General features: G+C 67.6%; 24 protein-coding genes. 9 read left to right on the top strand and 15 right to left on the bottom strand.

Going from position 1 to position 24,939, the window contains the following annotated elements; genetic code table 11:
• Positions 1 to 5 precede the first annotated feature (5 nt).
• The gene (locus ACW18A_RS03625) at positions 6 to 545 is read left to right on the top strand and encodes a hypothetical protein (protein WP_492023445.1); all 540 of its coding nucleotides are present in this window, start codon (positions 6 to 8) and stop codon (positions 543 to 545) included.
• 145 nt (positions 546 to 690) lie between these two features.
• Here ACW18A_RS03625 and ACW18A_RS03630 read toward each other — a convergent pair whose 3' ends face one another.
• From ACW18A_RS03630 to ACW18A_RS03640, 3 genes are all read right to left on the bottom strand, one after another.
• Entirely contained in the window at positions 691 to 996 is a 306-nt protein-coding gene (locus ACW18A_RS03630) for a hypothetical protein (RefSeq protein WP_492023446.1), read from the bottom strand.
• A gap of 2 nt (positions 997 to 998) precedes the next feature.
• Positions 999 to 2,108 carry a tRNA guanosine(34) transglycosylase Tgt gene (gene tgt / locus ACW18A_RS03635; protein WP_492023447.1) on the bottom strand — a complete coding sequence of 370 codons (1,110 nt, stop codon included), beginning with the start codon at positions 2,106 to 2,108 and terminating at the stop codon, positions 999 to 1,001.
• 484 nt (positions 2,109 to 2,592) lie between these two features.
• Positions 2,593 to 3,456 (bottom strand): acyl-CoA thioesterase, encoded by an 864-nt coding sequence (locus ACW18A_RS03640; RefSeq protein WP_492023448.1) that lies wholly within the window; start codon positions 3,454 to 3,456, stop codon positions 2,593 to 2,595.
• Between the two features lie 307 nt (positions 3,457 to 3,763).
• Between ACW18A_RS03640 and ACW18A_RS03645 the strand changes: the two genes are divergently transcribed.
• Both ACW18A_RS03645 and ACW18A_RS03650 read left to right on the top strand, forming a co-directional pair.
• On the top strand, positions 3,764 to 4,267 hold the full coding sequence (locus ACW18A_RS03645; protein ID WP_492023449.1) for a winged helix-turn-helix transcriptional regulator: 504 nt from the start codon (positions 3,764 to 3,766) through the stop codon (positions 4,265 to 4,267).
• Positions 4,264 to 5,022 (top strand): glutathione S-transferase family protein, encoded by a 759-nt coding sequence (locus tag ACW18A_RS03650; protein ID WP_492023450.1) that lies wholly within the window; start codon positions 4,264 to 4,266, stop codon positions 5,020 to 5,022. Before ACW18A_RS03645 ends, ACW18A_RS03650 begins: the two co-directional genes overlap by 4 nt.
• An 834-nt stretch (positions 5,023 to 5,856) precedes the next feature.
• On the opposite strand, the gene ACW18A_RS03655 is transcribed toward ACW18A_RS03650, so the two are convergent.
• From ACW18A_RS03655 to ACW18A_RS03705, 11 genes are all read right to left on the bottom strand, one after another.
• Positions 5,857 to 6,069, bottom strand: coding sequence for a hypothetical protein (locus ACW18A_RS03655; protein ID WP_492023451.1), 213 nt, complete (start codon positions 6,067 to 6,069; stop codon positions 5,857 to 5,859).
• A 202-nt stretch (positions 6,070 to 6,271) separates the two neighbouring features.
• Entirely contained in the window at positions 6,272 to 6,865 is a 594-nt protein-coding gene (locus tag ACW18A_RS03660; protein WP_492023452.1) for a hemerythrin domain-containing protein, read from the bottom strand.
• Positions 6,858 to 8,099: a tRNA 2-thiouridine(34) synthase MnmA gene (gene mnmA / locus ACW18A_RS03665; protein ID WP_492023453.1), complete on the bottom strand. Its 1,242-nt coding sequence runs from the start codon at positions 8,097 to 8,099 to the stop codon at positions 6,858 to 6,860. Before mnmA ends, ACW18A_RS03660 begins: the two co-directional genes overlap by 8 nt.
• A 45-nt stretch (positions 8,100 to 8,144) precedes the next feature.
• A complete protein-coding gene (locus ACW18A_RS03670) occupies positions 8,145 to 8,471 on the bottom strand; it encodes a hypothetical protein (protein ID WP_492023454.1) in 327 nt (108 codons plus the stop codon).
• Complete coding sequence (locus ACW18A_RS03675) at positions 8,471 to 9,997, bottom strand: GMC oxidoreductase (protein ID WP_492023455.1); 1,527 nt, start codon at positions 9,995 to 9,997, stop codon at positions 8,471 to 8,473. The genes ACW18A_RS03670 and ACW18A_RS03675 overlap by 1 nt, the downstream gene beginning before the upstream one ends.
• 42 nt (positions 9,998 to 10,039) lie before the next feature.
• Positions 10,040 to 11,629, bottom strand: coding sequence for a M56 family metallopeptidase (locus tag ACW18A_RS03680; RefSeq protein WP_492023456.1), 1,590 nt, complete (start codon positions 11,627 to 11,629; stop codon positions 10,040 to 10,042).
• On the bottom strand, positions 11,619 to 11,987 hold the full coding sequence (locus ACW18A_RS03685) for a BlaI/MecI/CopY family transcriptional regulator (protein WP_492023457.1): 369 nt from the start codon (positions 11,985 to 11,987) through the stop codon (positions 11,619 to 11,621). Before ACW18A_RS03685 ends, ACW18A_RS03680 begins: the two co-directional genes overlap by 11 nt.
• 166 nt (positions 11,988 to 12,153) lie before the next feature.
• Positions 12,154 to 12,438: a CtrA inhibitor SciP gene (gene sciP, locus ACW18A_RS03690; protein WP_271085516.1), complete on the bottom strand. Its 285-nt coding sequence runs from the start codon at positions 12,436 to 12,438 to the stop codon at positions 12,154 to 12,156.
• Between the two features lie 173 nt (positions 12,439 to 12,611).
• On the bottom strand, positions 12,612 to 14,063 hold the full coding sequence (locus ACW18A_RS03695) for a flagellar hook-basal body complex protein (protein ID WP_492023458.1): 1,452 nt from the start codon (positions 14,061 to 14,063) through the stop codon (positions 12,612 to 12,614).
• A gap of 12 nt (positions 14,064 to 14,075) precedes the next feature.
• The gene (locus ACW18A_RS03700; protein ID WP_492023459.1) at positions 14,076 to 14,828 is read right to left on the bottom strand and encodes a flagellar hook assembly protein FlgD; all 753 of its coding nucleotides are present in this window, start codon (positions 14,826 to 14,828) and stop codon (positions 14,076 to 14,078) included.
• A 4-nt stretch (positions 14,829 to 14,832) separates the two neighbouring features.
• Positions 14,833 to 16,275, bottom strand: a complete 1,443-nt coding sequence (locus ACW18A_RS03705; RefSeq protein WP_492023460.1) for a flagellar hook-length control protein FliK — start codon at positions 16,273 to 16,275, stop codon at positions 14,833 to 14,835.
• Positions 16,276 to 16,670: 395 nt separating this feature from the next.
• Between ACW18A_RS03705 and flgK the strand changes: the two genes are divergently transcribed.
• The 6 genes from flgK (at position 16,671) to ACW18A_RS03735 (ending at position 23,453) form a co-directional block, all read left to right on the top strand.
• Positions 16,671 to 18,791, top strand: coding sequence for a flagellar hook-associated protein FlgK (flgK, locus tag ACW18A_RS03710; protein WP_492023461.1), 2,121 nt, complete (start codon positions 16,671 to 16,673; stop codon positions 18,789 to 18,791).
• Positions 18,791 to 19,747, top strand: a complete 957-nt coding sequence (locus ACW18A_RS03715; RefSeq protein WP_492023462.1) for a flagellin — start codon at positions 18,791 to 18,793, stop codon at positions 19,745 to 19,747. The genes flgK and ACW18A_RS03715 overlap by 1 nt, the downstream gene beginning before the upstream one ends.
• Before the next feature lie 222 nt (positions 19,748 to 19,969).
• The gene (locus ACW18A_RS03720; protein ID WP_492023463.1) at positions 19,970 to 21,088 is read left to right on the top strand and encodes an MlaE family ABC transporter permease; all 1,119 of its coding nucleotides are present in this window, start codon (positions 19,970 to 19,972) and stop codon (positions 21,086 to 21,088) included.
• The gene (locus tag ACW18A_RS03725) at positions 21,085 to 21,903 is read left to right on the top strand and encodes an ABC transporter ATP-binding protein (protein ID WP_492023464.1); all 819 of its coding nucleotides are present in this window, start codon (positions 21,085 to 21,087) and stop codon (positions 21,901 to 21,903) included. The genes ACW18A_RS03720 and ACW18A_RS03725 overlap by 4 nt, the downstream gene beginning before the upstream one ends.
• Positions 21,904 to 21,912: 9 nt before the next feature.
• Positions 21,913 to 22,851, top strand: coding sequence for an MlaD family protein (locus ACW18A_RS03730; protein ID WP_492023465.1), 939 nt, complete (start codon positions 21,913 to 21,915; stop codon positions 22,849 to 22,851).
• Positions 22,848 to 23,453: an ABC-type transport auxiliary lipoprotein family protein gene (locus tag ACW18A_RS03735; RefSeq protein ID WP_492023466.1), complete on the top strand. Its 606-nt coding sequence runs from the start codon at positions 22,848 to 22,850 to the stop codon at positions 23,451 to 23,453. Before ACW18A_RS03730 ends, ACW18A_RS03735 begins: the two co-directional genes overlap by 4 nt.
• 12 nt (positions 23,454 to 23,465) lie before the next feature.
• Here ACW18A_RS03735 and ACW18A_RS03740 read toward each other — a convergent pair whose 3' ends face one another.
• Positions 23,466 to 24,713 carry a toxic anion resistance protein gene (locus tag ACW18A_RS03740; protein WP_492023467.1) on the bottom strand — a complete coding sequence of 416 codons (1,248 nt, stop codon included), beginning with the start codon at positions 24,711 to 24,713 and terminating at the stop codon, positions 23,466 to 23,468.
• Between the last annotated feature and the right edge of the window lie 226 nt (positions 24,714 to 24,939).

The following is a 24,939-nucleotide window of genomic DNA, read 5'->3' on the forward strand; positions in this document are numbered from 1 at the left end:
CTCTGGTGCAGTGGCGTGGCCTCCTCCTGTCGATCTCGGTACTCGTCCTGCTGGGCGGCTGTTCGGCCGCGCGGCAGGTCGGGGCGGGGTTCGGCGATGCGGCGACCCAGCCGCTGGTCGATCTGAACGTGCGTCGGGACCAGATCCCGACCGTCCTGCTACAGGCCCAGGCCAATCCGTATGACCGGCGCAATCTCAGCCAGTGCACGACCATCGGTGCCGAGGTGGCGCGGCTGGACGAGGCGCTGGGGCCGGACCGCGACGAGCCGACTGCGCCGGACAGCCCGACCCTGAACGAACGGGCCCAGGACGCTTTGGCCGAGGCCATGCTGGACGCGATCAGGAACGCGGCGACGGACTTCATTCCGTATCGCAGCTGGGTTCGGCAACTGACCGGGGCCCAGGCGCGCTCGAAGACGGTTCAGGACGCGGTCGAGGCGGGGCGGCTGAGGCGGGCCTTCCTGAAGGGACTGGGCATGCGGGCCAACTGTTCGCCGCCGGCTTCCCCCGCCTGGTTCCGGCCGACGGGGCGGTCGCAACGGTAGTCTTGTTCCTCCCCCGCTGGGGGAGGGGGACCGCGAAGCGGTGGAGGGGGCTAACCCCAGACGCTGTCGCTTGCGTCGGGTCCCCTCCGTCACGGCGCGAAGATGCGCCGCGCCACCTCCCCCAATGGGGGAGGATGGATCGCCGTCAGCGGCCACCCGGACGGCGCTTCTCGCTTCGGTCTCCTCTGATCTGCACCGTGCCGTCCTTCGCAAAAGCCTCGAACGACGGCTTGTCGATGTTGCGGAACTCGCCGGTCCGGTCCCAGTCCCAGTCGAAGGAGATGCGCTCGCCCTTGTGCGCGAACTTGCCGGACCAGTGGGCGAAGAAGGAATATTTGTCGCCGCCGATGATGACGACGTGGCGATGCAGCGCCGTCTCGTTGCCCTCGTCGCGGGGCGGTTCTTCCAGATAGGTGTTGTAGGCGTGGAAGCCGGACTTCTCGATGCGCATGATCAGTTCGACGTACGCCGGGCGTGGAAGTCGCGGCGGAAGGCTTCGAAGCGGCCGTGCTGGATGGCGTCGCGCATGGCGGCGGTCAGGGCCTGGAAGAAGGCGATATTGTGCCAACTGAGCAGGATCTTGCCGAGGATTTCGTCGGCCCGGATCAGGTGATGCAGATAGGCCTTTGAATATCGCGAGGATGGGCCGTCGATCGTGGGGTCCAGCGGATCCTGATCCTCGGCGAAGCGGGCGTTCTTGAGGTTCATCGGCCCGTCCCAGGTCCAGGCCTGGCCGTGGCGGCCGGCCCGTGTGGGCAGGACGCAGTCGAACATGTCGACGCCGCGCCAGACCGCCTCCACCAGATCGATCGGCTTGCCGACGCCCATCAGATAGCGGGGGCGGTCGGCGGGCAGCATGTCGGGGGCGTAGTCGAGGACCTCGCACATGGCCGTGTGGCCCTCACCCACCGCAAGCCCGCCGATGGCGTAGCCGTCGAAGCCGATCTCCTGGAGCTGGTCCGACGACTGCCGGCGCAGGTCCTCGAACGTCGAACCCTGCTGGATGCCGAACAGGGCCTGGGTTTCGCGGGTTCCGAAGGCGGCTTTCGATCGGGCTCCCCAGCGGACAGAGAGTTCCATCGCGGCCTTCGCGGCGGGTTTCTCGGCCGGCCAGGCCACGCACTGGTCGAGCTGCATCGAGATGTCGGCACCGATGCGGTCGGCCTGGATCTCGATCGACCGCTCGGGCGACAGGACGTGTTTGGAGCCGTCGATATGGCTGGCGAAGGTGACGGCGTCTTCCTTGACCTTCGAGATACCGGCCAGGGACATGACCTGGAAGCCGCCCGAGTCGGTCAGGATCGGCCTGTCCCAGCCCATGAATCTGTGGAGGCCGCCGAGCCGCTCCATCCGCTCGGGGCCGGGGCGCAGCATCAGGTGATAGGTGTTGCCCAGGATGATGTCGGCGCCGGTCGCCTTCACCTGATCCACCGTCATCGCCTTGACCGTGGCGGCGGTGCCGACCGGCATGAAGGCGGGCGTGCGGATGTCGCCGCGCGGGGTCTTCAGGACCCCGGTGCGGGCGCGGCCTTCGGTGGCGGAAATGTCGAACGGGAAGGGCAAGGGCGGGTTCTCGATGAGGGGAGGCGCGTCTTAGAGCGGGGGCGTGGCCTTGGGAAGGCGGGGTTCCGGACTTGAAAACACCGTCCGAAGCGTCCGGAGCGTCCGGGTCGGCGGGACTCTGAAATTGGAGTCCACATAGTCCACAGAGTCTACATCCGGGGATGGGGTCTGGGGCGGCGATGTCAAAGATCGGGCGCAGTGTCGCACGGTTTTGAGGGGCGCCTGCGATAAAGGCTCTCGTCAGGGCCGGACGTTGTTTTGAAAGGCGGATTCGGGGGATCCGCTGATGGGTATGGGGCCATTCCTTCTCCCCTTGCGGGAGAAGGTGGCAGCCGAAGGCTGACGGATGAGGGGTCACCCGGACCCTCGGAGTATTGGCGACAGGGATGATGTCTGACGTCGGTGTCACCCCTCACCCGACCGCGCCAGAACGACGGCTGTGCCGCCGTGCGCGATCTCCCTCTCCCGCAAGGGGAGAGGGACGCTAGGGGCGTGGCGGCCGGACCGGTGCCAGTTTCCGGCGCTGTCGCGACAGCGCCAGGGGCGTGCCGTCGGCGGCCCAGGCGGTGGCGTCGTCGACGGTCCAGCCGGAGCCGAAGTCGAGCATGCGGAACTCGAAGAAGGCCCAGCCGTCGGGGCAGTGTTCAGGCGTCGGGTCGGTCAGGATGTCGTAGCGGAGATCGACCGTGGCCATGCCCAGCGGCCTGTCCAGCGCGGTCCAGACCGGGGGGTAGAGGGCGTCCAGAAGGTAACACAGGCCGATGGCGTCGAGCGGTCCGCCGTCCCGGATCTTCATCCAGCAGCGCTCGATGATCGGGCGGCCCGGGACCGGCTGAAGGATGTGGGGGCCGGTCTCGAAGCGATAGTCGACGTGCTGGGAAAAGTGCGGGGCCATGGGGCCCTTGAGGTCGCGGCCGGTCTGGAGCGCGCCGAGCGGGGGCGGGGCGGCAAGCGGCGTCATGGTCAGACCGGGAACATCGTCGCCGAAGGTGGCGCTGGCGTGGTTGGTCAGGCGGTCATGACCCTCATTGTCCTTCTGGGTGACGTCGACCTGGGCGAAGGCGGCGCTGCGACCGCCACGCAGCAGGCGCGGCGTGAAATGGATCGGGTGACCGAAGCGGGCCGGGGTCATGTACTGGACCGACAGACTGCGCAGGGGAGCGGTGAGGCCGAGGCCGGTCTGCATCGAGGAGGCGCACAGGGCAGCGAGCAGACCGCCGAACGGAAAGCCGGTCTCGGGCGGAGCGTTGAGCCGGCTGTTGGAAAAGTCGCCATGCAGGTCGGCCGACAGCACGCCGTCCGCGTCGGGCGTGAGGGTCAGGGCTTCAGCGATCGTCTGTTCGGGCATGCGCGCGTCGTAGCTCGTGAAAAGAACGGGTGGCAAACATCTTGCCGCAACCTGGAAAGAACGGGCGGCGGACAAGCCGCCGCCAGAACGCCTGGAAAGAACGGGCGGCGGACAAGCCGCCGCCCGGGCAGTCGGGAATGCAGGAACGCAGCGAGGGCTGCTCGCCGTGTCCGTAGCGAAACAAGACTGACTTACTGCGTTCCTTTTGGCAACCCTCTTGCCAAACCTCTGACGCAGGGTCACTTTCCTTTTCTTGGTAGGGCGTCATTTTTTCGGAAAACCGCCCACACTTTTCCGGACGACGCCTATGGGACGCACCGCAGACTACTCAAAGCAAAGCTGTTCGATCGCTGCGACGCTGGAAGTCATCGGCGATCCGTGGACACTGCTGGTCATTCGCGACGCCTTCCAGGGCGTGAAACGGTTCGAACAGTGGCAGGAGCGGCTGGGCGTCGCCCGCAACGTGCTCGCCGCGCGGCTGAAGACCCTGGTGCAGCACGGGGTTCTGGAGCCGAAGCTCTATTCCGAACGACCGCCCCGGAACGAATATGTCCTGACGGCCAAGGGCCTGGCCCTGTCCGACGTGTTGATCGTCATGCACGGCTGGGGCTCCCAGCACCTGTATGGCGAGGCCGATTCCGGCGTCAGCTTCACCCACAAGACCTGCGGGGCCGAGCTGAAACCTCGCGTCGCCTGCGGCGGTTGCGGCGAGATCGTGAAGCGGCGGGACACCGAAATCCATTTCCACGCCAACCGGCCGACGGTCGCCGAAATCATGCCCAAGGAAGCCGCGACGGAAGAGGCGGCGTGAGCCAGCCGCCGGTCACCCTGATCGGCAATCCGGTCTCGCCCTATGTGCGCAAGATACTGGCGATCTGCGCGGTCAAGGGGATCGAGGTCGCCGTCGATCCGATCACCCCGTTCCGGGGCGACGAGACCTTTTCGAAGATCAGCCCGCTGAGGCGCATCCCGGTGTGGATCGAGGGCGATCTGACGCTGTGCGACTCCAGTATCATCGCCCAGTATATCGAGGACACGCGGCCCACGCCGTCGCTCCTGCCGGCCGATCCGAAGGACCGGGCGAGGGCGCGCTGGATCGAGGAATACGCCGACACCCGACTGTTCGACGTGCTGGGCTGGAAGCTGTTCTTCCAGCTGGCGATCAAGCCCCGGGTGCTGAAGGAAGAGACCGACAGCGATCTGGTCGAGCGGGCCCGGACGGTCGAGATCCCCGAGACGTTCGACTATCTCGAGACGGTGATGCCGGAGCGCGGCTTCCTGTTCGGGGACGCGGCGGGACTGGCGGATTTCAGCCTGGCACCGGCGTTTCTGAACGCACGGGTGGTCGGGGTCGAGGTGGATGCAGTGCGCTGGCCCAGGTTGGCCGGATGGCTGGGGCGGGTCGAGACCGAAACCCCGATGAAGGCGCTCAACGACGTGGCGATGGCCTTCATGACGACGAAGGTGGCGGACCAGCCGGGGATGATGGCCGAGCACGGCATTGTCCTGGCGGAACGGTCGCACGACGGCGGGCGGGCCATGCGCGGGCCGATGTCGCCGACCTAGCCTTTGAAAACGTCCGCGTGTCGGGTGATCAGGGGGACGACGATGTCCTCTTCGTCCTCCAGATGGCGGGCCAGCGCCGGCCGGCCTTGTCCAGCAGGGCGATGCCCGCGCCGATACGGCGATCCGCCCTCCATGGCCGGATATCTTTGCTCAACAGCATTCAAGGTCTCGGCACCGGCTCCGGGCCAGACCAGTCGAAACCCAGATATGTCGTCTCGTCGCGGGGGCTCCCATAACCAAGGAATACACGACCATCCAGGCTTCGGATCGTCACTTGCCGAAGTCCCTGTTCTCTGGCGAGACGATGGCCTGACCGAAAGAACTCCCGCCGCGACAAAGCTTCGTTGGCACCCCCGGGGCGAGGGATCCAAGCGAATAGACGGGTGCCGCGGACCACGCGGAAGCTGCTTACACCCAGAATTCTGCTCAGTTGTGCGTCTACCTGACCCAGGTCACTGGGCGCGGACACCCAGCACCATCGATAGAAGGTGCGGCCTTGATCTGGAACACGAACCCAAGTCGCAGCCATTATCACGGCAACCTGACCCCTCTCCTCGCCTCGGCGCAAGATTCTCACGCTCGCGTCAATCACGCCGGGAAGTCGGAGCGCGTCCAGTTCCGCCTGCGGCGCGGCCTGGAAACCATCCGACTCCGAAAGTTGCCAAGTCGCCCTGTGATCACCGTCGGGCCCCATGCAATAACGATCAAACATGGCGACGGGATCAGGTTCACCAATCGGCGCGGACCCCGACTGCAGAAGTATGGCGGCCAACAGTTGCGGATAACCATTTCGCATCATCGGCCGCCCTGAGACTGGATAAGTATTGTCCCGACCTAGCCTGGAGCGCCGACTTGGCAGAGTGTCCCGTCGCTATCGAGACAAGAGCTGACGCATTCACCGAGGAGATACTCGTCGCCTCCGTAGTTGTCGATGCAAGAGCCGTAGCAAGCGTTGCAGGTCGGGCTGCCGGCCCAGGCGTTGATCGGGGTCAGGGCGATCAGGGTCAGGGACGCGACGGAAGCGGCGATCAATTTAAGCTTCAACATTTCATATCCTCCTGGCGGACAAGCCCGCACGCAACCCTCGCTCGAAATGGGGGGGGTCAATGAGGGGGTCTCGAAGCCAAATCCCCGGCCGATGATCGAGAACAAGCCTGTGGCAAGGGGTTTTCATAGTCGAAACATGGCGCTACCGGAGCCAAAACACTCCGTATCCGAGCAATCTTTGGTTGATTTGGAAGTCATGCTCTCAAGCAGATGTGATCGGCCGACTGGCTCCGCCGCCGAAGGTGCCCGCGTGTCGGGTGATCAGCGGGATGACGATGTCTTCCTCGTCCTCCAGATGACGTAGGAGCGGCGGCGAGATCTGCTCAAGAAGGTCAGACAGGCGGGCGGCCGTGTCGGCGGCCTCGGGCGATCGGTTCGTGACTCCCTGGTGAAAGGCGAGGCCGGTCTGGAACAGGGTCTCGAGCTGGCCGTGGATGACGTCATGGTCGCGATCCAGAAGATCGATGCCGGCGCCGATGCGGGGCTCCACCTGACGCATGGTCGGAAAATAGTGGTGGGTCTCGATATCGTGGTGGCCATCCAGGTGCTGGAGGAACGCCTGCAGCGTGGGGATGAGCCGGCGGTGCAGGTCGGGCAGGGCGATCTGACCCGCGCGCCACTGGCCGGTCAGGGCGTCCATCTGCGCGACCTCGCGGCGGAAGCCGGAGTGCATCTGCAGCCAGAAGCGGGCCATGGCGGTGACTTCATTGCCGTGCCAGCGGTCGCGGGGGAGGCTGTCGAGCAGGTAGCGGTACGGTTCGGGCAGGCCCTCACGGGTCGAGAGGTCGTCAGACAACGCAGGCGGTCGTGGTCGCGATGAAGCCGCCGCCCAGCAGGCGGTCGGGATCGGCGGGGTCGTACAGGGCGCAGGCCTGGCCGGGGGCGACACCCTCTTCGCCGGTCTCGAAGACGATCGAGATCGCGCCGTCCTGCAGCGTCAGCCGGGCGGGCGACGGCGGGCGGGTCGAGCGGACCCGGGCGAGGACCGGCGCGTTCGCGGCGGCGGCGGCTTCGATGGAGGGTTCGTCACCCAGCCAGTTGGTCTCGCCCAGCGTCAGGGAGGCGGTCAGCAGGGCCTCGCGCGGGCCGACGATGACGCGGCGGTTCTCGGGGTCCAGCTTCGTCACGAACAGGGGCTCGCCGACGGCGACGTTCAGGCCGCGGCGCTGGCCGATGGTGTAGTCGGTGATACCGGCGTGGGTGCCGAGGACCCGGCCGTCCATGTGCACGATCTCCCCGGCCTCGCGGCCCTGGGGGCGCAGTCGGTCGATCAGGGTGCGGTAGTCGCCCGACGGGACGAAACAGATGTCCTGGCTGTCGGGCTTGGACGCGATCTTGAGGCCCAGCGACTGGGCGACGCCGCGCACGGCGGGCTTTTCCAGACCGGCGAGCGGGAAGCGCAGATAGTCGAGCTGGTCGCGGGTGGTGGCGAACAGGAAATAGGACTGGTCGCGCGAGGGGTCGATCGCCTTGCGCATCTGGGTCTGGCCGTCAGGGGTGACGGCGCGGCCGACGTAGTGGCCGGTGGCCATGGCGGCGGCGCCCAGGTCCCGGGCGACATCCAGCAGGTCGCGGAACTTGACCGTCTGATTGCAGCGGATGCAGGGGACCGGGGTGCGGCCCTGCAGATAGTCGTCGGCGAACTGGTCGATCACCGCGTCGCGGAAGCGGCTCTCGTAGTCGAGGACATAGTGGGGGATGCCCAGCATCCCGGCGGCCAGACGGGCGTCGTGGATGTCCTGACCGGCGCAGCAGGCCCCCTTCTTCTTCAGGGCCGCGCCGTGGTCGTAGAGCTGCAGGGTGACGCCGACGACATCATAACCGGCCTTGTGCAGCAGGGCGGCGACGACGGTGGAATCCACCCCGCCCGACATGGCCGCGACAACCCGCGACCCGACCGGCAGGCCGACCGCCAGACGCGCGCTCTCGACCGCCGCCTCCAGCTCGGCCGGAGACGACAGGGGGGCGATGTCGGGGATCGCGCAAACGGGCTCGCCCAGGAGCAGGGATGGGAGCGTCATGGCGCGCATATAGAGCCGATGGGGGACGATTTCGAGGCCGGAGCCTCGCTCGTCTCAGATCAGCGAGATCAGGGCACAGAGGCGGGCTTCGGTTTCTGACAGGAACCAGCCCCTGTGAACGAACAGCCGCCCGGCCCGATAGTCATCGTGAACGCGGGTTTTCAGCCGGCCGACCGGGCTGTCGTCGGTGGGGACGAGATCGGCGCGGAGGGTCGCGGCGTCGCTCGGGTGCACGGCCAGCCAGGCCCGGCCGATGTCAGAAGCACCGGCCGCGTCGATGGCGGCGATGCCGGGGGTGCGGGCGTGCGTGGCTCCAGCTGCGGAAGCCACGGCGATCCCGGCCAGGGCCTGAAGCAGGCCGCGTTTGCTGAGCATGGTCATCAGGCGATCCCCGTCGTGGTCTTCAAATGATCGGCCAGTCGAATGGCCAGGGCGGTCAGGGTCAGGGTCGGATTGACCAGGCCCGAGGTCGGGAAGACCGAACTGCCGGCGACATAGAGGTTCGGCGTGTCGTGCACCCTGCAATCGACATCGACGACGCCCTGGGCCGGGTCGGTCGCCATCCGGGTCGTTCCCATGTGGTGCCGTGAGGGGCGGAGGCCCTCGACGATGGCGTCGCTCTCGATCGGCCAGCACAGCCGGCCCAACCCTTGGGCTCCGAGCGCGCGGGCGAAGCCCGCCGCTGACCCGGACAGGCTGTCCCAATCCTCCTGGGTGTAGCGCCAGTCAAGGCGGGCGCGGGGCTGGCCCAGGGCGTCGGTCTGATCCGAGAGGGTGATGCGGCTATCGCGGTTGGGCGCCTCTTCGGACATGAAGAAATAGTCGAGCCGTCGGGCGGAGGGGCCTTCGATGGCCGTAGCCATCTGATCGACGGCGGCCAGGATCGTGCCCGGGGCCGCCGCGGCCTTGGGCTGGATAGCCAGGGTCAGGGTGCAGTTGCCGATCCCCAGATCCTGCTGCGCCTCCGGGCTGAGCACGAAGACAGCGTGGGGCCGGTCGCGCTGCTGGCTGTCGTAGAGGGACAGGTCGGCGTCGGTGGTGAAGGAGACCTCGGCCTCGCCGCGTGGATCGCTCTCACCCGTCGAGAGGGTGCAGTGGCCCTGGAAGCAGCGGCCGACCCAGTCCGAGCCGTTGCCGACGCCCTCGGGACGGTCCGCGCGGGAGGCCAGCATCAGGCGGGCGTTCTCGATCCCGCCGGTGGCCAGGATATAGACCGGCGACCTGGCGATGTGCCGTGTCCCCGTCAGGCAGCGGAGTTCCAGCCGGTCCACGGCACCGTCATCGCCGAGACGGATGGCGGTGCAGTTGATGTGGGTGTGGACGTGGATGTTGGCGGACTGGCCGGGGGCGTCACGGAAGGCGGCGAACTGGCCGGGGTCGACGCGGCCGGACACGGGGCTGTAGGCGCGGGGCGACGAGCGCAGGGGGGCGGAATGATCGGTCACGGGCGCCGGCGATGCCGGCGGCAGTCCGTCATCCTCGGGGAAGCGCGGCAGTTTCAGCCGGTCGCAGGCGCGGTCGTAGAAGGGCTTCAGCTCGTGCCGGCCGAACGGCCAGCCGCTGAGCGCCAACCACGGGCGGGCCGCGAAGTCGACCGCGTCCAGCGGGCCGCACTTTCCGCCCCAGACGTGCCCGGACCCGCCCAGGGCCCGGAGGCGGGACTGGGCCAGATAGTCGTTGATCGGCAGGTCGGGATTGCCGGGGCCGGACATCGTGCCGGGCCCCTGGTAAAGCGCCTGGATCTCTTCATCGGGGTCGGGGCCACCGCTTTCGAGGATCACGACCCGGGTCGAGGTCCCGGCGAATTCATGGGCGAGGGTCAGGCCCGCCATGCCGCCGCCGATGATGACGATATCGGCTTCGATCTGGCTGGCGTCAGGCAAGGTTCGAGCGTCGGTGACAGGCATGGCCTTCTCCGTTGACGAGGGTTTGGGGAAATCAGGAAGGAATCAGGCGCGGGCACCGCGGGCCGTCAGATAGTCCACGATGTCCGCCCGGCCGGCCCTCCGGGCCATGCCGAGCGGCGATCGTCGTTCGGGCGGCCGGCCGGCGCGGGGAGCGCCGACCGCGAGATTGACGTCGGCCCCGGCCTCCACCAGCCGGCGGATCACCGGCAGGTGTCCGAAGCGGGCGGCGTTAATCAGGGCGGTCTCGTCGCCCGGAACCGCAGCGTCGACCGTGGCTCCCGCCGACAGCAGGCGGTCGACGACGGACAGATTGCCGGCGGCGGCGGCGGCGATCAGCGGACTGCCGTCGCCCCGCACGGCGATGTCGGGATCGGCTCCTGCGCCCAGCAGCAGGCCGACCATGGCCATGTCACCGTTGTCGGCGGCAACGATCAGGGCGGCACCGTCGCCGAGGCTGGTCTGGTCGGGATCGGCGCCGGCCTCAAGCAGCAGGCGGACCAGGGCCAGCTGGCCATCACGCACTGCCAGGAGGAGGGGGAAGCCTTCGCCGCGGACCTCGCCGCTGACATCGGCGCCGGCGCGGATCAGGGCGGCGGCGCGCGGGTTGTCGCCCTGCCGGATCGCTTGGACCAAGGGCCGGGAGCCGACCGATGCGCGGGCAGGGGTGTCCGAGGGCCCGGCGGGCTGGGCCGCCCAGGCAGTGACCCCGCCGCCCGCCGCCAGGCCGGCGGCCAGTATCAGGCCGAGCGCGCGCCGCAGGCCGCTGGGCCGCAGGTTCAGCCGGGCGATGCGGTGACGCAGCGCCGAGACCCCGCCCGCCGGCCAGTGGCATCCCAGGGGCAGGGGTGCGGCCTCCATCTGAACTTTCAGCATCGCCTCGGCGTACAGGCGCCGCGCACCGGGGAAGCGGGCCACGACGGTCTCGTCGCAGGCCAGCTCCTGATCGATCCGCATCAGCCGGGCACCGAGATGCACCAGGGGATGGAACCAGAACAGCGCCTGCAGGCCCGAGGCGACGAGGTTGATCTGGGCGTCACCGCCGGTCAGGTGAGCGCGCTCGTGGGCGACGACGATCGTCTGTTCCTCGGGGCTGAAACGCTCCACGAAATCGCCCGGCAGGATCACGCGGGGCAGGAAGGCTCCGACCAGGGCCGGGCCGACCCCGGGACGCGTCGCATGATAGACCCGTCCATCGCTGCGGTGCTCGACGCGCAGGGGACCGATGCCGGAGAGGAAGCGCCCCTGACGCAGGACCAGCAGACCCGCGAAGACCATCACGCCCAGCAACCAGACCACGCTCAGGGGAACGGCGAAATCGCTCGGGTTCGGGATCGCCGCGGGTCGTGTCGGTGTCATCTCGACCACGGCGATCCGCACGGCCGCCAGCGGAGACGGGGCCGCGACCGGGGCGTCCGTGATCCGGGCCGGCGCGGACAGGGTCGGTTCCGGGGCGTGGGGCGGCCCTGGAAGGAGGACGGCCAGGGCGACGACGGGGACCAACAGCCACAGGCCGTAGGCCGCGCGGGCGCCGAACAGCGCACGAACCGGCCGGCGCAGCAGCATCACCGCCACCAGGCCGACTGTGAGGGCGACGACGATTTCGACACCCTGCTCCAGGAGCTCACCGGCCATCGTCGATCTCCGCGATCAGACGTTTCAGTTCGGCAACGTCGTCAGGGCTCAGCCTCTCGCGCTGGGAGAAGTGCGCCACCATCGGAGCCAGCCGCCCGTCGAAAAGACGGTCGATCAGCCCCCGGCTCTCCGTGTGGACATAGTCGTTACGGGCGATCAGCGGCCGATAGAGGTAACGCCGCCCCTGGGCCTCCGCCGCCACGGCACCCTTGGTCAGCAACCGGTTCAGCAGGCTTTTGACCGTGGCGGGCGTCCACCCCTGATCCTCGGACACCCGGGCCATGACCTGCTCGGCCGACAGCGGACTGTCGCGCCAGAGGGCCTCCATGATCAGACTTTCAGCAGAGCTAATTCGCATTCGATTGCACCTGTAATCGTCAAGATTGATCACATGTGTAATCGATGCTGTCAACGCGATGCCGGGCCGGTTCCCATGAATTCGCGGTAAGGGTCCGGGTGGCTCAAACGATGACGGCCGCCCCCGTCGCCGGGAGCGGCCGTCGCTTCGTTCGGGGGAGAAAATCTTAAGAGCGGTAGTTCTGGATCCGCGTCGTGCGCAGGCCCTGCATGCCCCATTTGTCGATCGCCTTCTGCCAGGCGAGGAATTCCTCGGCCGTCAGACGGTAGCGCAGAAGCGCGTCGTCCAGGCTGAGCAGGCCGCCGCGAACGGCCGCGACCACTTCCGCCTTGCGTCGGATGACCCACCGGTCGGTATTCTCGGGCGGCAGGTCACGCATCGTCAGCGGCGTGCCCGTCGGACCGACGACATACTGTTCGCCCTGCTTGTTCACTCGTCGCTCTTGCAACATGGGCTTTTGCCTCATTCACCACCACCAATTGATCGTGAAGTTAGCGTGGCGCCGCTAAGGCCGGGTTTAGCGTCGTGGTGAAGGAATGGATAAAATCCGATCCGTCCCCGAACGCCGTTTTGGCCTGATGTTGAGTAAATCTTCATCTAGTTGAACGCCGTGTTACCTGAAGATCAGCGTTTGATGCTGATGAGCTCTGCCAACATCTCATCTGCGGTGGTGATGATCTTGGACGAGGCGGAATAGGCGCGCTGCGTGGTGATCAGTCCCGTGAACTCCAATGACAGGTCGACCGTGGAGGCCTCCAGCTGGGACGCTCCGATGAGGCCCGCGCCGCCGCTGCCGGGGGCTTTCAGGTTGAAGGTGCCTGAGCCCTGGCTGACCCGATAGGCGTTGGCGTTGACGCTGGCCAGGCTGTCGGGGCTGGTGAAGGTGGCCAGGGCGACCTGGGCGACGCGACGGGTGACGCCGTTGTCGAAGATGGCGGTGACATAGCCCTCGTCGTCGATCTCGATGTTCGACAGGTTGCCGAAGGCCGTGCCGTTGGTGGTCACCGCCTGGACGATCGAGTCCGAGTCGTACTGGGTCAGGCCGCCGGCCGAGGCCGACAGGTCGAAGCTGATCGTCTGGTCGTCGATACCGAGCGAGTCTTTCCACTGCGGGGCCACGGCGGTGCCCACGGTAGCCGGGTCGGAGGCGCCCAGGGTCACCGTGGCGGCGGACGGATCGGCGAACAGCATCGTACCCGGCGCGGCGAGTTCCGCGGCCTTCATGCCGTCAACGTCAAGACGCCCGTCCTGCGTGAACAGGACGATGCCCGACTTCAGGATACCGTTGGCAGGAACGGAGCCGTTCTCGATGTCCGAGGCGGGGATCACGTGGACCTCGGCGCGCCATTCGTTGGGGTTGGCGGTCTTGAGGAACGAATAGGCGATGGAGCGCTGGCCGCCCTTGGAGTCCGAGGCGGGAACGGTGATCTGGAAGTCGGGTTTGAAGCCCGTTCCGGTCTCGGCGTCATAGACGGACATCGAGTTGTTGGTGGCGCCGGGCGCGATCAGATAGGTCGCGATGTCAGGCGAAACCGTTTGGCTGGACTTCAGATTGGCGTTCAACTGGGCGCGGGTGGTGGCCTCGGCCGTACCGCCGACCGAGCCGACGTTGATGGACTTCAGCTTGTTCAGGTCCGACGGGTCGCGCACGATTCCGCCCTCGGAGTCGACCGGCCAGCCTTGCAGATAGAGGCTGGCGGTGTTCTTCAGATAACCGAACTCGTCGACGCGGAAGGCGCCGGCGCGGGTGAACAGGCGGGCGTCGGTGGGGTCCAGGCCCTCGGATTTTTCTGTCGCGACGAAGAAGCCCGGACCGGCGATGCCCAGGTCCGTCGAGGAGGTCGTGCGCTGAAGCTGACCGGCCTGGGAGATGTAGTTGCGGGTCGAGCCTAGGACTCCGCCGGCGGAGTAGCCGGCACCCTGATTCTGGGCGTTGATCACGGTCGAGAATTCGACGGCCGTGCGCTTGTAGCCGACGGTGTTCACGTTCGCGATGTTCTGCGAGATGGCGGCCAAAGCTGCGGAGTTGGCGTTCAGACCGGACACGCCGGCCAGAAGGGCAGAGTTGATGCTCACGACGTGGGCTCCTTAGGAAAGCAACTTGAGGGGGTTCAGGGCGGAGGCGATACGGGCGGCGAGGCTGGCCTCGCCGTCGTCAGCGCCATTGATGGCAGCGTCTGCGGCGACGTGATCCTGCAGTCCGAAGACGCTGGAGACAGGCACGATCGAGTTGCCGATGGTGAGGTAGGGGACGCCGTCGGACATCTCGACGCCGGTGACGCGGCCGCGGGTCAGGACCTGGGAGTCGACGGTGTTCGTACCGTTCCTGGCGATGACCTTCAGCGAGTAAACGCCGCCGTCCGGCAGCTGTCCCCCGGCTGTTGTCTTGCCGTTCCAGACGAAATCGTGGGTTCCGGTGGTGCGGTCCGGCGCAGGGCCGGTCCAGACGACCTTGCCGGTCGAGTCCAGGACCTGGAGGGTCGCTTCCGACGCCGCCGCTCCGAGTTCGTAGGCCCAGGTGGCCGAGCCTTCGTCCAGCTTGGTGACAGCCCAGGCCGCCGTGGCGTCCTTGCCGATATAGTTGGATGCACCGCCCAGACCGCCGCCCTGCTGGGCCTCCAGCAGGCTGGTGAGCAGGTCGTTGGTCAGAAGCTGCTGCTCGACGCCCGTCATCTGGGTCAACTGAGCCGTGAACTCGTTCGAATCGAGCGGCGAAAGCGGGTCCTGGTTCTTCAGCTGGGCGGTCAGCAACTGCAGGAAGGTCTCGAAGTTCGAGACCAGGCTGGCGCGGCTGGTACCGGTGCGACTGACGGCTTCGTTGGCGGTGATCGCGTCGACCATCGGGTCAGACCTTCATATCGACGCGGTCAGGCGTCAGGGCGAGAGGGATCCAGGCGGCTGGCGTCGCCATACGGTCGGCGTCAGCCTCGAGGCGCGAGGCGGCACCGAAGGCGCGGGCATTGCGCGGGTCGGGCCGGCGATCGAACGCCGAGCCGCCCTGTTGACCGGCCGAGGTGTCGCGCTCGGCAAACGACAGGGCATCATCGGCGACCGTGAAACCGGCGTCCTGAAGCTGGCGTCGCAGTTCGTCGGCCCGACCGCGGAGCTCGGTCGCGGCCAACGGATTGTCGAAGGCCATACGGGCGACCAGCTTGCCGTCGGCGTCGATGTCGAGGCTGACGTCGACCTGGCCGAGGCCTTCGGGCGTCAGCGCCATCTCGAACCGGGTCGAGCGGCCTTCCAGCTTGCGCACGATCTGGGCGGCGATCTGGGCCGTTGTTTCGATAGAGGCGTGGGAGAGGGTGGAGAGTGCCGCAGACACGGCCGTCTCGGCAGGTCGCGCCTCCGTGGACTGGGTCGTCGTACCGAGCGGGGTCATCGCGGCTGTGTCGGCGCTGACGAGGACCGGAACCACGGCGGGTGCGACGGCCGGAGCGGGGCGGGCCGAGGCGGTCGGGATCGCGGCCGCACCGGCGGCGTCGGCAGCGTCCGGCGAGGGCGTAGCGTCCTGATCAGAGGCCGGTGCGGCCCGGGCTTCGGCGCGGGCGGGCTGGGTACGCTCGATCACGTCACGGATACGGGGCGTATCGACCGGGGCGGGGCGACCCTCGAGCGTTGCGTCAGGGGCTGCGACCGGGGCGTCTTCGGCCGGGGCGGCGTCGCCGGAGGCCGAGGCGTCCGTTGTGGGTCTGGCAGGGCGCGGAGCCTGCGGTGCCACGGCAGCAGCGACGGGAGCGGCAGAAGGGGTTGGCGGCGCGGCGGGCGTCGATGCCGGAGCCGGCGCGGCGGCCCTGGCCTGCTCCGTCTCAAGGCCGGCGAGATCCGGCACATCGGCCGGCGTGGGTGCCGGGGCCGTTCCGACCGCTGTGTCGGCGGGGTCGGTCGGCATGGGCGCGGGAGGGGCGATGTCGTCGGACGCGGCAGGCGGCTGCTCCGCCAGGGGGGCAGGAGCGGCTTCCGTCCTGGTCGCCTCGCCGGGGACAGGAGGCGCGGCGATCGCTAGCGGGACCGGGGCGGCGGTGATCGCGTCGTTCGTTCCGGGAATGGCATCGGTGACGGCTTCGGGAGCGGCTTCGGGAGCGGCGTCGGCAACGGCTTCTGCAACCGGCCCGGCTTCCATCCCAGTCTTCGGGGCGGCGGGAGCAGTCGCTCTGGCGGGGATGTCCGACGGGGCGGTCTCGTCCAGGATCGCGGCGAAGTCGGCGTCCGGGGCCACACCGCCACGCTTTGAAGCGGCGGCTTGGCCCGTGGAGGGCGCGGCAGGAATGGCGAGGCTGGGCGCGGACATGGGGCGGCAGGCAATTCAGGACTGGAGGACGGGGGCGCCTGCTGCGCCGGAACATTCGGATGAGCCGTCGCAAGGGCCGGGCCAAGCCTCACCGAAAGGGTCAGAGATCTGTAATTGATAGAAAAATACTCCGGATGGTGCCGGCGTCGGCAAGGTGATGACGACCATTCTTGCCGCGCAAAAGTCGCTTTTTGCCCGGCGCCTTTCCAAGACCTTTCCGGGTGGGGACCTTGCTTCCACGGCGTTGGCCCGATGTTTGCGACCTGAATTGGCATGAGCCAGTCGCGTCCAGTGATGTCCAAAAAAATCAAGGTGTTGCTCGCGCCGCATGCGCGCACGGCTGGGCAAGACACGCAACCTGCCGGGCAGGGCTTGCCGGGCGGAGGGTCAATCGGATGAGCCTGAACACCATCCTGAACATCGCCAACTCGGGCCTGCAGACGGCCCAGACGCAGTTGCGCGTGGTCTCGGACAACGTCTCCAACGTCAACACGCCCGGATACGTCCGCAAGATCGCAGACCAGGTATCGCTGACGACCCAGGGCGTCGGGTCCGGCGTCGAGGTGGCGCGCGTCCGCATCGCCACCGACCGGTTCCTGCAGGCTGCGTCGCTGAACGCCGGCGCCGATGCCAGCCGTCAGGGCGTGCGCTATGAGTTGTACGACCGCATCCAGTCGCTGTTCGGCGACCCGGGCGGGGACACCGGGTTCTTCTCCCAGATCGACGACGTCTTCTCGGCCTTTGCCGTGGCGGCCGAGGACGCGGTGTCGGCGCCGCGGCGCCAGGACGCCCTGTTCAAGTCCCAGGCGATCTTCGACGAGGCGGGCCGGATATCCGGCCAGATCCAGGCGGTGCGCGAGGACGCCGACGGCCGGATCCGGAGCGCCATCGAGAGGGCCAACGGTCTGCTGCAACAGATCGAGACGCTCAATGCCGATATCGCCAGGGCCACCGTACTGGACGGCGACGCCTCCGGTGCCCAGACACAGCAGGCGCGGCTGGTCGACGAACTGTCCAGCCTGATGGACGTACAGGTGTCGCAGCGGTCGGTGGGCGGGGTGTCGATCCGCACCGGAGCCGGCATCCTTCTGGCCGGGGCCGGCGCAGCGACGCTGCAGTATGATCGCGCGGGGACGGTCAATGCCGAAACCAGCTTCAACGAGATCTGGGTGACCGAACCGGGCGGGAGCAAGCGCGCCTTCGCCGAAGGATTGAAAAGCGGCGAGATAAAGGGGCTGCTGGAACTGCGCGACGTCGACGCGCCGCAGACGGCCGAGCGGCTGGCCGAACTGGTCACCCACGTCGCCGACGAACTGAACCGGGCGCACAACGCCAACTCGGCGGTGCCACCGCCCGTGACCCTGACCGGCAAGAACGTAGGGCAGGACCTGACGACGGCCCTGACGGGGTTTACGGGCGGGACGACGATCGCGGTCGTCAATCCGACGACGGGCGCGATCGCCACACGTGCGGACATCGTCTTCTCGGGTGCGACCTTCACCATCAACGGCGGCGCGGCCACGCCGATCGCCAATTTCCTGACCAGCCTCAACACGACGCTGGGCGCAGCGGCGACGGCGAGCTTCGCCGGCGGCAAGCTGAGCATCACCGCAGCCGGCTCCAATGGTGTCGCCATCGCCGACAGCGCGACGACGCCGAGCGCGAAGGCCGGGCGGGGCTTCTCCCACTATTTCGGGATGAACGACCTGATCTCGACCGAGCGGCCGGCGCTCTACGACATGGGGATGACGGCGACGTCCGCCCACGGCTTCACCGCGGGCGAGACCCTGAGCTTCCGCTTCACTGCCGAGAGCGGCTCCAGGGTGCGCGACATTCAGGTGTCGGTACCGGCCGGCGGGACGGTGGGCGATCTGCTGACCGCGCTGAACAGCACAGTGACCGGGGTAGGCCGCTACGGCAGCTTCGCTCTGGATGCGTCCGGCGAGATGAAGTTCACGCCGCTGGGCGATCCGGCACCGCGCATGAGTGTGCTGGAAGACACCACGACCCAGGTTCCCTCCGGCGTTTCGGCCTCTGAGTTGTTCGGCCTGGGCGGCGGGGTGCGGGCGTCGCGCGCGGACGGCTTCAAGGTGCGGACCGACATTCAGCAAAGCCCGTCGAGACTGGCGCTGGCACAGCTGAACCTGTCTGCCACGGCGGGGACGGCGGCGCTCAGTTCGGGCGACGGACGTGGGGCTCTGACCCTCGCCGATGCGGGTCAGAGGACAGTGAGGTTCTCGGCCGCCGGGGACAGCCCGGGCGGCAATCTGTCGGTCTCGCGCTATGCATCCGAGCTGTCCGGCGAGATCGGCGGCAAGGCCCAGGCGGCCAAGAGCCGTCAGGCGAGCGCCCAGGCGTTGGCCACCGAGGCCGACGCGCGTCAGTCCAACCATGAAGGCGTGAACCTGGATGAAGAACTGGTACTCATGACGACCTATCAGCAGGCCTTCAACGCCTCGGCCCGGATGATCCAGGCCGCCAAGGACATGTACGACACGCTTCTGGGGATGATCTGATGAGCCGGGTTTCGACGAACGGAAACTATCAGTCGGCGCTGCTGAACCTGATGCAGGCGCAGCAGGCCCAGAACGACGCGGGCGAAAAGGTCCAGACACGCAAGAACGCCACCGACATGGAGGGCTTTGGCCGCGGGTCCGAGACCCTGACGGCGTTAAAGGGCGCTGCGGCGCGGGTGCAGGGTTTCCTCGACACCGGCGAGGCCGTCGCCGCGCGGCTGGAGGCCCAGGACCTGGCCCTCAACCAGGTGGCCGATGCGCTGGGCGCGGCCCGCCAGGCGATCGGAAGCGTTCTGGCCTCGGATTCGCTGGCGACCCTGATGCTGGACCTCGAAGGTCAGTTTCAATCGGTGTCCAACGGGCTGAACTATCGCCACCAGGGCGGCTATCTGTTCGCGGGTGCCGACACGACCAATGCCCCGGTCGGGGTGTCGAGCCTGACCGACCTCGCCGCCGCACCGACCGTGGCCTCGACCCTGGGCAACGACCAGATCAAACAGGTGTCGCGCATAGCCGAGAACACCTCGGTGGAGACCGGCTACCTCGCTGACGGTTTCAACTTTACCGAGGCGGACGGGGTCACCCAGAGCCACATCTTCCAGATCTTCCGGGACATCAAGGCTTACAATGACAACCCGGCGACGGGACCGCTGACCGGTAAGCCGACCGAGGCGCAGAAGACCTTCCTGACCACCCAGCTCCAGCGGCTGGCCAGCGCCTCGACCGCGACCATCGATGCGGCGGCGAAGAATGGATCGCTGGCCAATCGGCTGGACCAGATCAAGACCAGCCATGAGGCGCAGCAGCTGTCGCTGGAGAGGCTGGTGTCCAGCCGCACGGACGCCGACCCGCTGAAGGCCGTGACGGATTTGCAATTGTCGCAGGTGGCGGTGCAGGCCTCGGCCCAGGTGGTCTCGCAGCTCAGCGAAGTCTCGTTATTGAATTTCCTGAGATAAGTCGGAGACCCGACTCCCATAACGCTACGCTGGACGGCGTTCCCGATGCCAGCGCCGGGGTGCGCGAGCGGGCGGCTCTGGTGCGGGATCTGAAGGCCGTGCGCGAACTTCCGGGAGGCCGCAGAACGGCTGTTGCCGAACGACTACGTCCCGTCCTTCATCCGGTCTGGACGCGGCGTTCGAGCATGGGCGATTCGCCCGGTCTCGTCTAAGGGTGGTCCTATGAGGACGGCCGATTTCCACATCGAGGACGCCAGGGGCGGGGCAACCGTGCTCAAGCTGACGGGCGACTGGACGACCATGGGGATCAACCAGGCCGCCATCCGCCTGGGCGACAGCCTGGAAGGGGTCAGTATCGAACACGTCGATCTGAGCGAACTGGGCCGGTTCGACACGGCCGGGGCCCTGGCCCTGGTGCAGGCGTCCAATTTCGCCATGCCCGCCAAAGCCTTCGACACACGGCCGGAGGCGGGTCGCATCTATGCCATGGTCGAGGCGCTGGAACGCCAGAGCGCCGAACCGCCGAAACGCACCGCATCGCTGGTGCGCATCTTCTCCAAGATCGGCCATGGCGTGCACGACGCCGCAGCCGAGATTCTGCTGTCGATGGCCTTCCTCGGCCGGTTGATGGGGGCGGCGGGCTCGGCCTTCCGTCATCCCGTCGCCATCCGCTGGCCGGCCTGGGTCAGCCAGGCGGAGCGATCGGGCCTGGACGCCCTGCCGATCGTCGCGGTGACGAACTTCTTCATCGGCTCCGTCATCGCCTTCCTCGGGGCCAATCTGTTGACCCAGTTCGGGGCCGGGGTCTTCACGGTCCAACTGGTCGCCGTGGCCGTGCTGCGGGAACTGGCGGTCCTGATCACCGCCATCCTTCTGGCCGGCCGGTCCGCCTCGTCGTTCGCGGCCGAGATCGGTTCGATGCGGATGAACCAGGAAGTCGACGCGATGCAGGTCATGGGCGTCAATCCGTTCCAGGCCCTGGTCATCCCGAGGCTGGCGGCCATGCTGGTGATGATGCCGCTGCTGACCTTCATCGGCATGGTGTCGGGCTTCCTCGGCGGACTGCTGGTGGTGTGGAGCCAGCTCGACTACGGCCCGGCCTTTTTCATTCAGCGCGTCAGCGAAGACCCGAACATGGGAACCCACCTCATGGTCGGTCTGGTCAAGGCACCGGTTTTCGCCGTGGTGATCGCTGCCATCGGCTGCCGTCAGGGCATGGCGGTGGCCGGTGACGTGGAGAGCCTGGGCCGACGGGTGACGGCGGCGGTGGTGCAGGCGATCTTCGCGATTATCGCCCTCGACGCCGTCTTCGCCCTGATCTTCCTGGAGCTGAACCTGTGAAGGCGACCCGGACGACAGGAAACGCGGCCACTGACGCCACCAGCGCGAAGAAGCCGGAGAACCTCATCGAGGTGCGCGGCCTGCTGAGCCAGTTCGGCGATCAGGTGATCCATCGCGACCTCGATCTGGACGTCGTGCGGGGCGAGGTGCTGGGCGTGGTCGGCGGGTCCGGCACCGGCAAGACGGTGCTGCTGAACTCCATCATCGGCCTCAAGGAGCCCGAGGGCGGGACCATCCGCATGTTCGGCCACGACACCGGCGACCTGACGTCGGCCCAGAGCGCCGACATCGAGCGGCGCACGGGCGTGCTGTTTCAGCAGGGGGCGCTGTTCTCGTCGCTGACCGTCCTCGAGAATGTCTCGTCGCCGATGGTTGAGCACACGAAGCTGCCCAAGGACACGATCCGCGAGCTGGCCGAGATGAAGATCGCCATGGTCGGCCTCAAACCCGAGAGCCACCACCAGAAACCGGCCGAGCTGTCGGGCGGGATGAAGAAGCGCGTCGGCCTGGCCCGTGCCCTGTCGCTGGATCCGGAGCTGATCTTCCTGGACGAACCGACCGCCGGGCTGGACCCGATCGGGGCGGCGGCGTTCGACGAGCTGATCAGGAAGCTGTCGGACGACCTGGGTCTGACCGTCTTCATGATCACCCACGATCTCGATAGCCTCTACGCCATCTGCGACAAGGTGGCGGTGCTGGCGGACAAGCGGGTGATTGAAAAGACCACGGTGCAGGAGCTGGAGAAATCCGACCACCCGTGGATCAAGGAATATTTCCTGGGGCCGCGAGGGCGTGCCGCCACCAAGGCTGCCTAGAGGACCGAGATGGAACGAGACGCACATTACGCCGCCGTCGGCATAGCCACCGTCGCCCTGCTGGCGGCGCTGGCGGTGTTCGCCATCTGGCTGGCCAGGCTGCAGTTCAACGACGACTACGACATCTACGACATCGTCTTCTACGGACCGGTGCGCGGGCTGTCTGAAGGCGGCGAGGTGCATTTCAACGGCATTCGCGTCGGAGAGGTCACCGACCTGAATCTGGATCCTGAAAAGGGCGACCAGGTCATCGCACGGGTCCGGCTGGACGCCACGACGCCGGTGCGGGTCACCTCGCGCGCCCAGCTCGAGCCGCAGGGCATCACGGGTCTGAACTACATCCAGATCACGGCCGGTACGGATGGCAGCGCCCTGTTGAAGACCCAGTATCCGGACAATGTCGTGCCGGTGATCCAGTCGCAGCCGTCGCCGATCGCTGAATTGCTGTCGGGCTCGGGCACGGTGCTGGCCCAGACTGTGGATGCGCTGAACCGGATCAATCGTGTCCTGTCCGACGACAATATCCGCAGCTTCTCGACCAGTCTGAAGAACGTCGAGGCGATCTCGACCGAGTTCGAGGCCCGCAAGGGGATGCTCGAGGACCTGGAGAAGGCGCTGGAGAACGCAAATGCCGCGGTCGCGGAATACCAGGCCCTGGGTGCCGACGCTCGCCGCCTGATCAACGAGGACGGCCGGGAGGCGGTCGGGAACATCAACGCCGCCACAGCAGATGCGCGCGACGCGATCGCCTCGATCAACCGCACGGCCAACGCCATCGAGGGACCGGCCGGAGAACTCGTGACGACCGGTGTGCCGCAGCTGCTGGAAGCGATCCAGGGCCTGCAGGACGCGACGGAATCCCTGCAGGGACTGGTGGATGACGTCCGGTCCAGCCCGCGTGACTTCATCTCCCGCCCGCCGTCCCAGGAATTGGAGGTCCAGCCGTGATCCGCACCCTCGCTCTCGCGGCCGTCGCCGCCCTTTCCCTGTCCGGGTGCGCGCTGCTGTCCACGCCGGACCCGGTGCAGCTCTATCGCTTCGGCGACGCCGGAGGGGCTTTGACGACCTCCGCCGCCTCGCCCGTTCAGGTCAAGCTGAGGACCCTGGAAATGCCCCAGGCGGCCGAGGGCGACCGGCTGCTGGGGGTGACCGGGTCGCAGGCCGCCTATATCGGCGGCGCGCGGTGGGTGTCGCCGGCGTTGATGCTGTATGGCGACGCGCTGGAGGCGTCGTTCGCTTCGCAGGCGCGGGCGGTGCGGCTTATCGGGCGAGGCGAGCTGACGCCGACGACGCGGCTGCTGGATATCGACGTCCGTGTGTTCGAGACGCGCTATGAGTATGCGGAGGGGATGCCGACGGTGGTGATCACGGCGCGGGCGCGCCTGCTGCGCTTCCCCGAACGGACCGTGGTGTCGGAGCAAGCCTTCACCGTCAGCCAGCCTGCAAGCGAGAATCGGGTGTCCGCGATCGTCGAGGCCTATGATGTGGCGACGCGGGACCTGAACACGCAGATCGTTGTCTGGACCGACGCCAACGCGGCGATCAATTAGTCGGCCCTGGATTCAGGCGGCGAGAGCGGCTGTCGGCCGAGCCGGAGCCGAGCGGGCGTCGAGTTCGGCGCGGCGGCCCTGGGCGGCAGAAAGCTCGCGACCGGCGGCCTCGATCCGGTCGGTCAGGGCGGACGTGGCGTTCGTCAGGCGGACCCGGTCCGGTGTGACCTTCTTCGGTCGTTTGCCCGCGAGACCGAGGGCATCCTGCCAATCGGCGCGCCAGACTTCCACGCCGTCACAGACCTGTTTGAGCACGGCAGGCGTCCGGCAGTCGGCATTCTGGGCCGCGCGAAGCAGGGGCAGGCGGCCGATGGCGGTGGCTCGAATGGCTTCGAGCGCGGCCAGCCGGGTTTCCAGCGGATGAGGCAGTGACGTGACGGGCGCCGGCGCGTGGACGTGTTCCGGCTCAGGGTCACTCTGAAGTTCGGCCTCAGGCTCGGGCGTGGTTTCGGGCTCTGGCTCGGCGGAGGATTCGGCCGTGATCTCCGATGGTTCGGAGACCCCGACGGGTCCGGCGATTTCCGTCGGGACGGCGACTTCGGATGGCGCGACCGCTTCTGAAAAGACCGGCGCGGGGAGGTCCCGTTCGGCCTCGGGTTCATCGTCGGAGGTCGCGGCCTCCGGGCGCTCGTCGGCCCCGTTTTCGGCGTGGGCCTGCAGCGCTTCGGCGTCGGCCTGGGCCTCGACCGTTTCGTGAGCCGCTTCGACAGCGGCGGGCGCGGCGATCGCCTCGACCGGGGCGATGGTTTCGGCGACCGGCGCGACAGCCTCGTCGGCCAGCCAGCCGCGGGCGGCACCGATGTGAGCGTCCAGTTCCGCGATGGCGTCGCGTGTCTCGGACCAGAGGCTTTCCAGCGCTGTCTCCTTGCGGGCGAGGGCGGCAGCGCGGTCGCCGATTTCGGTGGCGGATTGGGTGACGGCGGACGCGGCGGACGCGTAGCCGGCGCGGAAGGTCTTCAGCCGCTTGTTCCGGCTGTCGAACAGGCCGGCGAGGCCTCCGCGGGGAACCAGTCGGGCGGGGTCGAGGCCGGCGACCCGGTCGCGGACGTGGCCCAGCAGCAGGCTGCATTCGCCGAGGTCGCCGTTGCGTGTCTCGGCCAGGGCACGCTCATTCAGCGAGGCGAGGGTGGCGCGTGCGGTCTCGCCGAACGCAGCGCAAGTCTCGGGCTCGTCGACAATGGTGTAGCGGATCGTGGCCACGCGTGCGGGATCCGGCTTCGGCGCGCCGCCCGGCGGACTGATCGACCCCGCAATACCCATGTCACCCTCCACCATCCGGCCTCTTCGTGCCGGTCGGCGAGAACTATGCCGCAGCTTTGAGGGATTGGGAAACGGTGTCGTAGGCCCGGTTTTTGCCGGCACGGCGTCGAGCGCCCCGGCGTCAGTGCCCAAACGAACGAGCCGGGATGCTGAGATGAGCTGGCTTGTCCGGTTTGCCGAGCCAAGGACCAGAGAATCTGCTTGACGATTTAATTCGGAATAAATA

The sequence above is a fragment of the Brevundimonas sp. AVps5 genome (assembly GCF_058681515.1).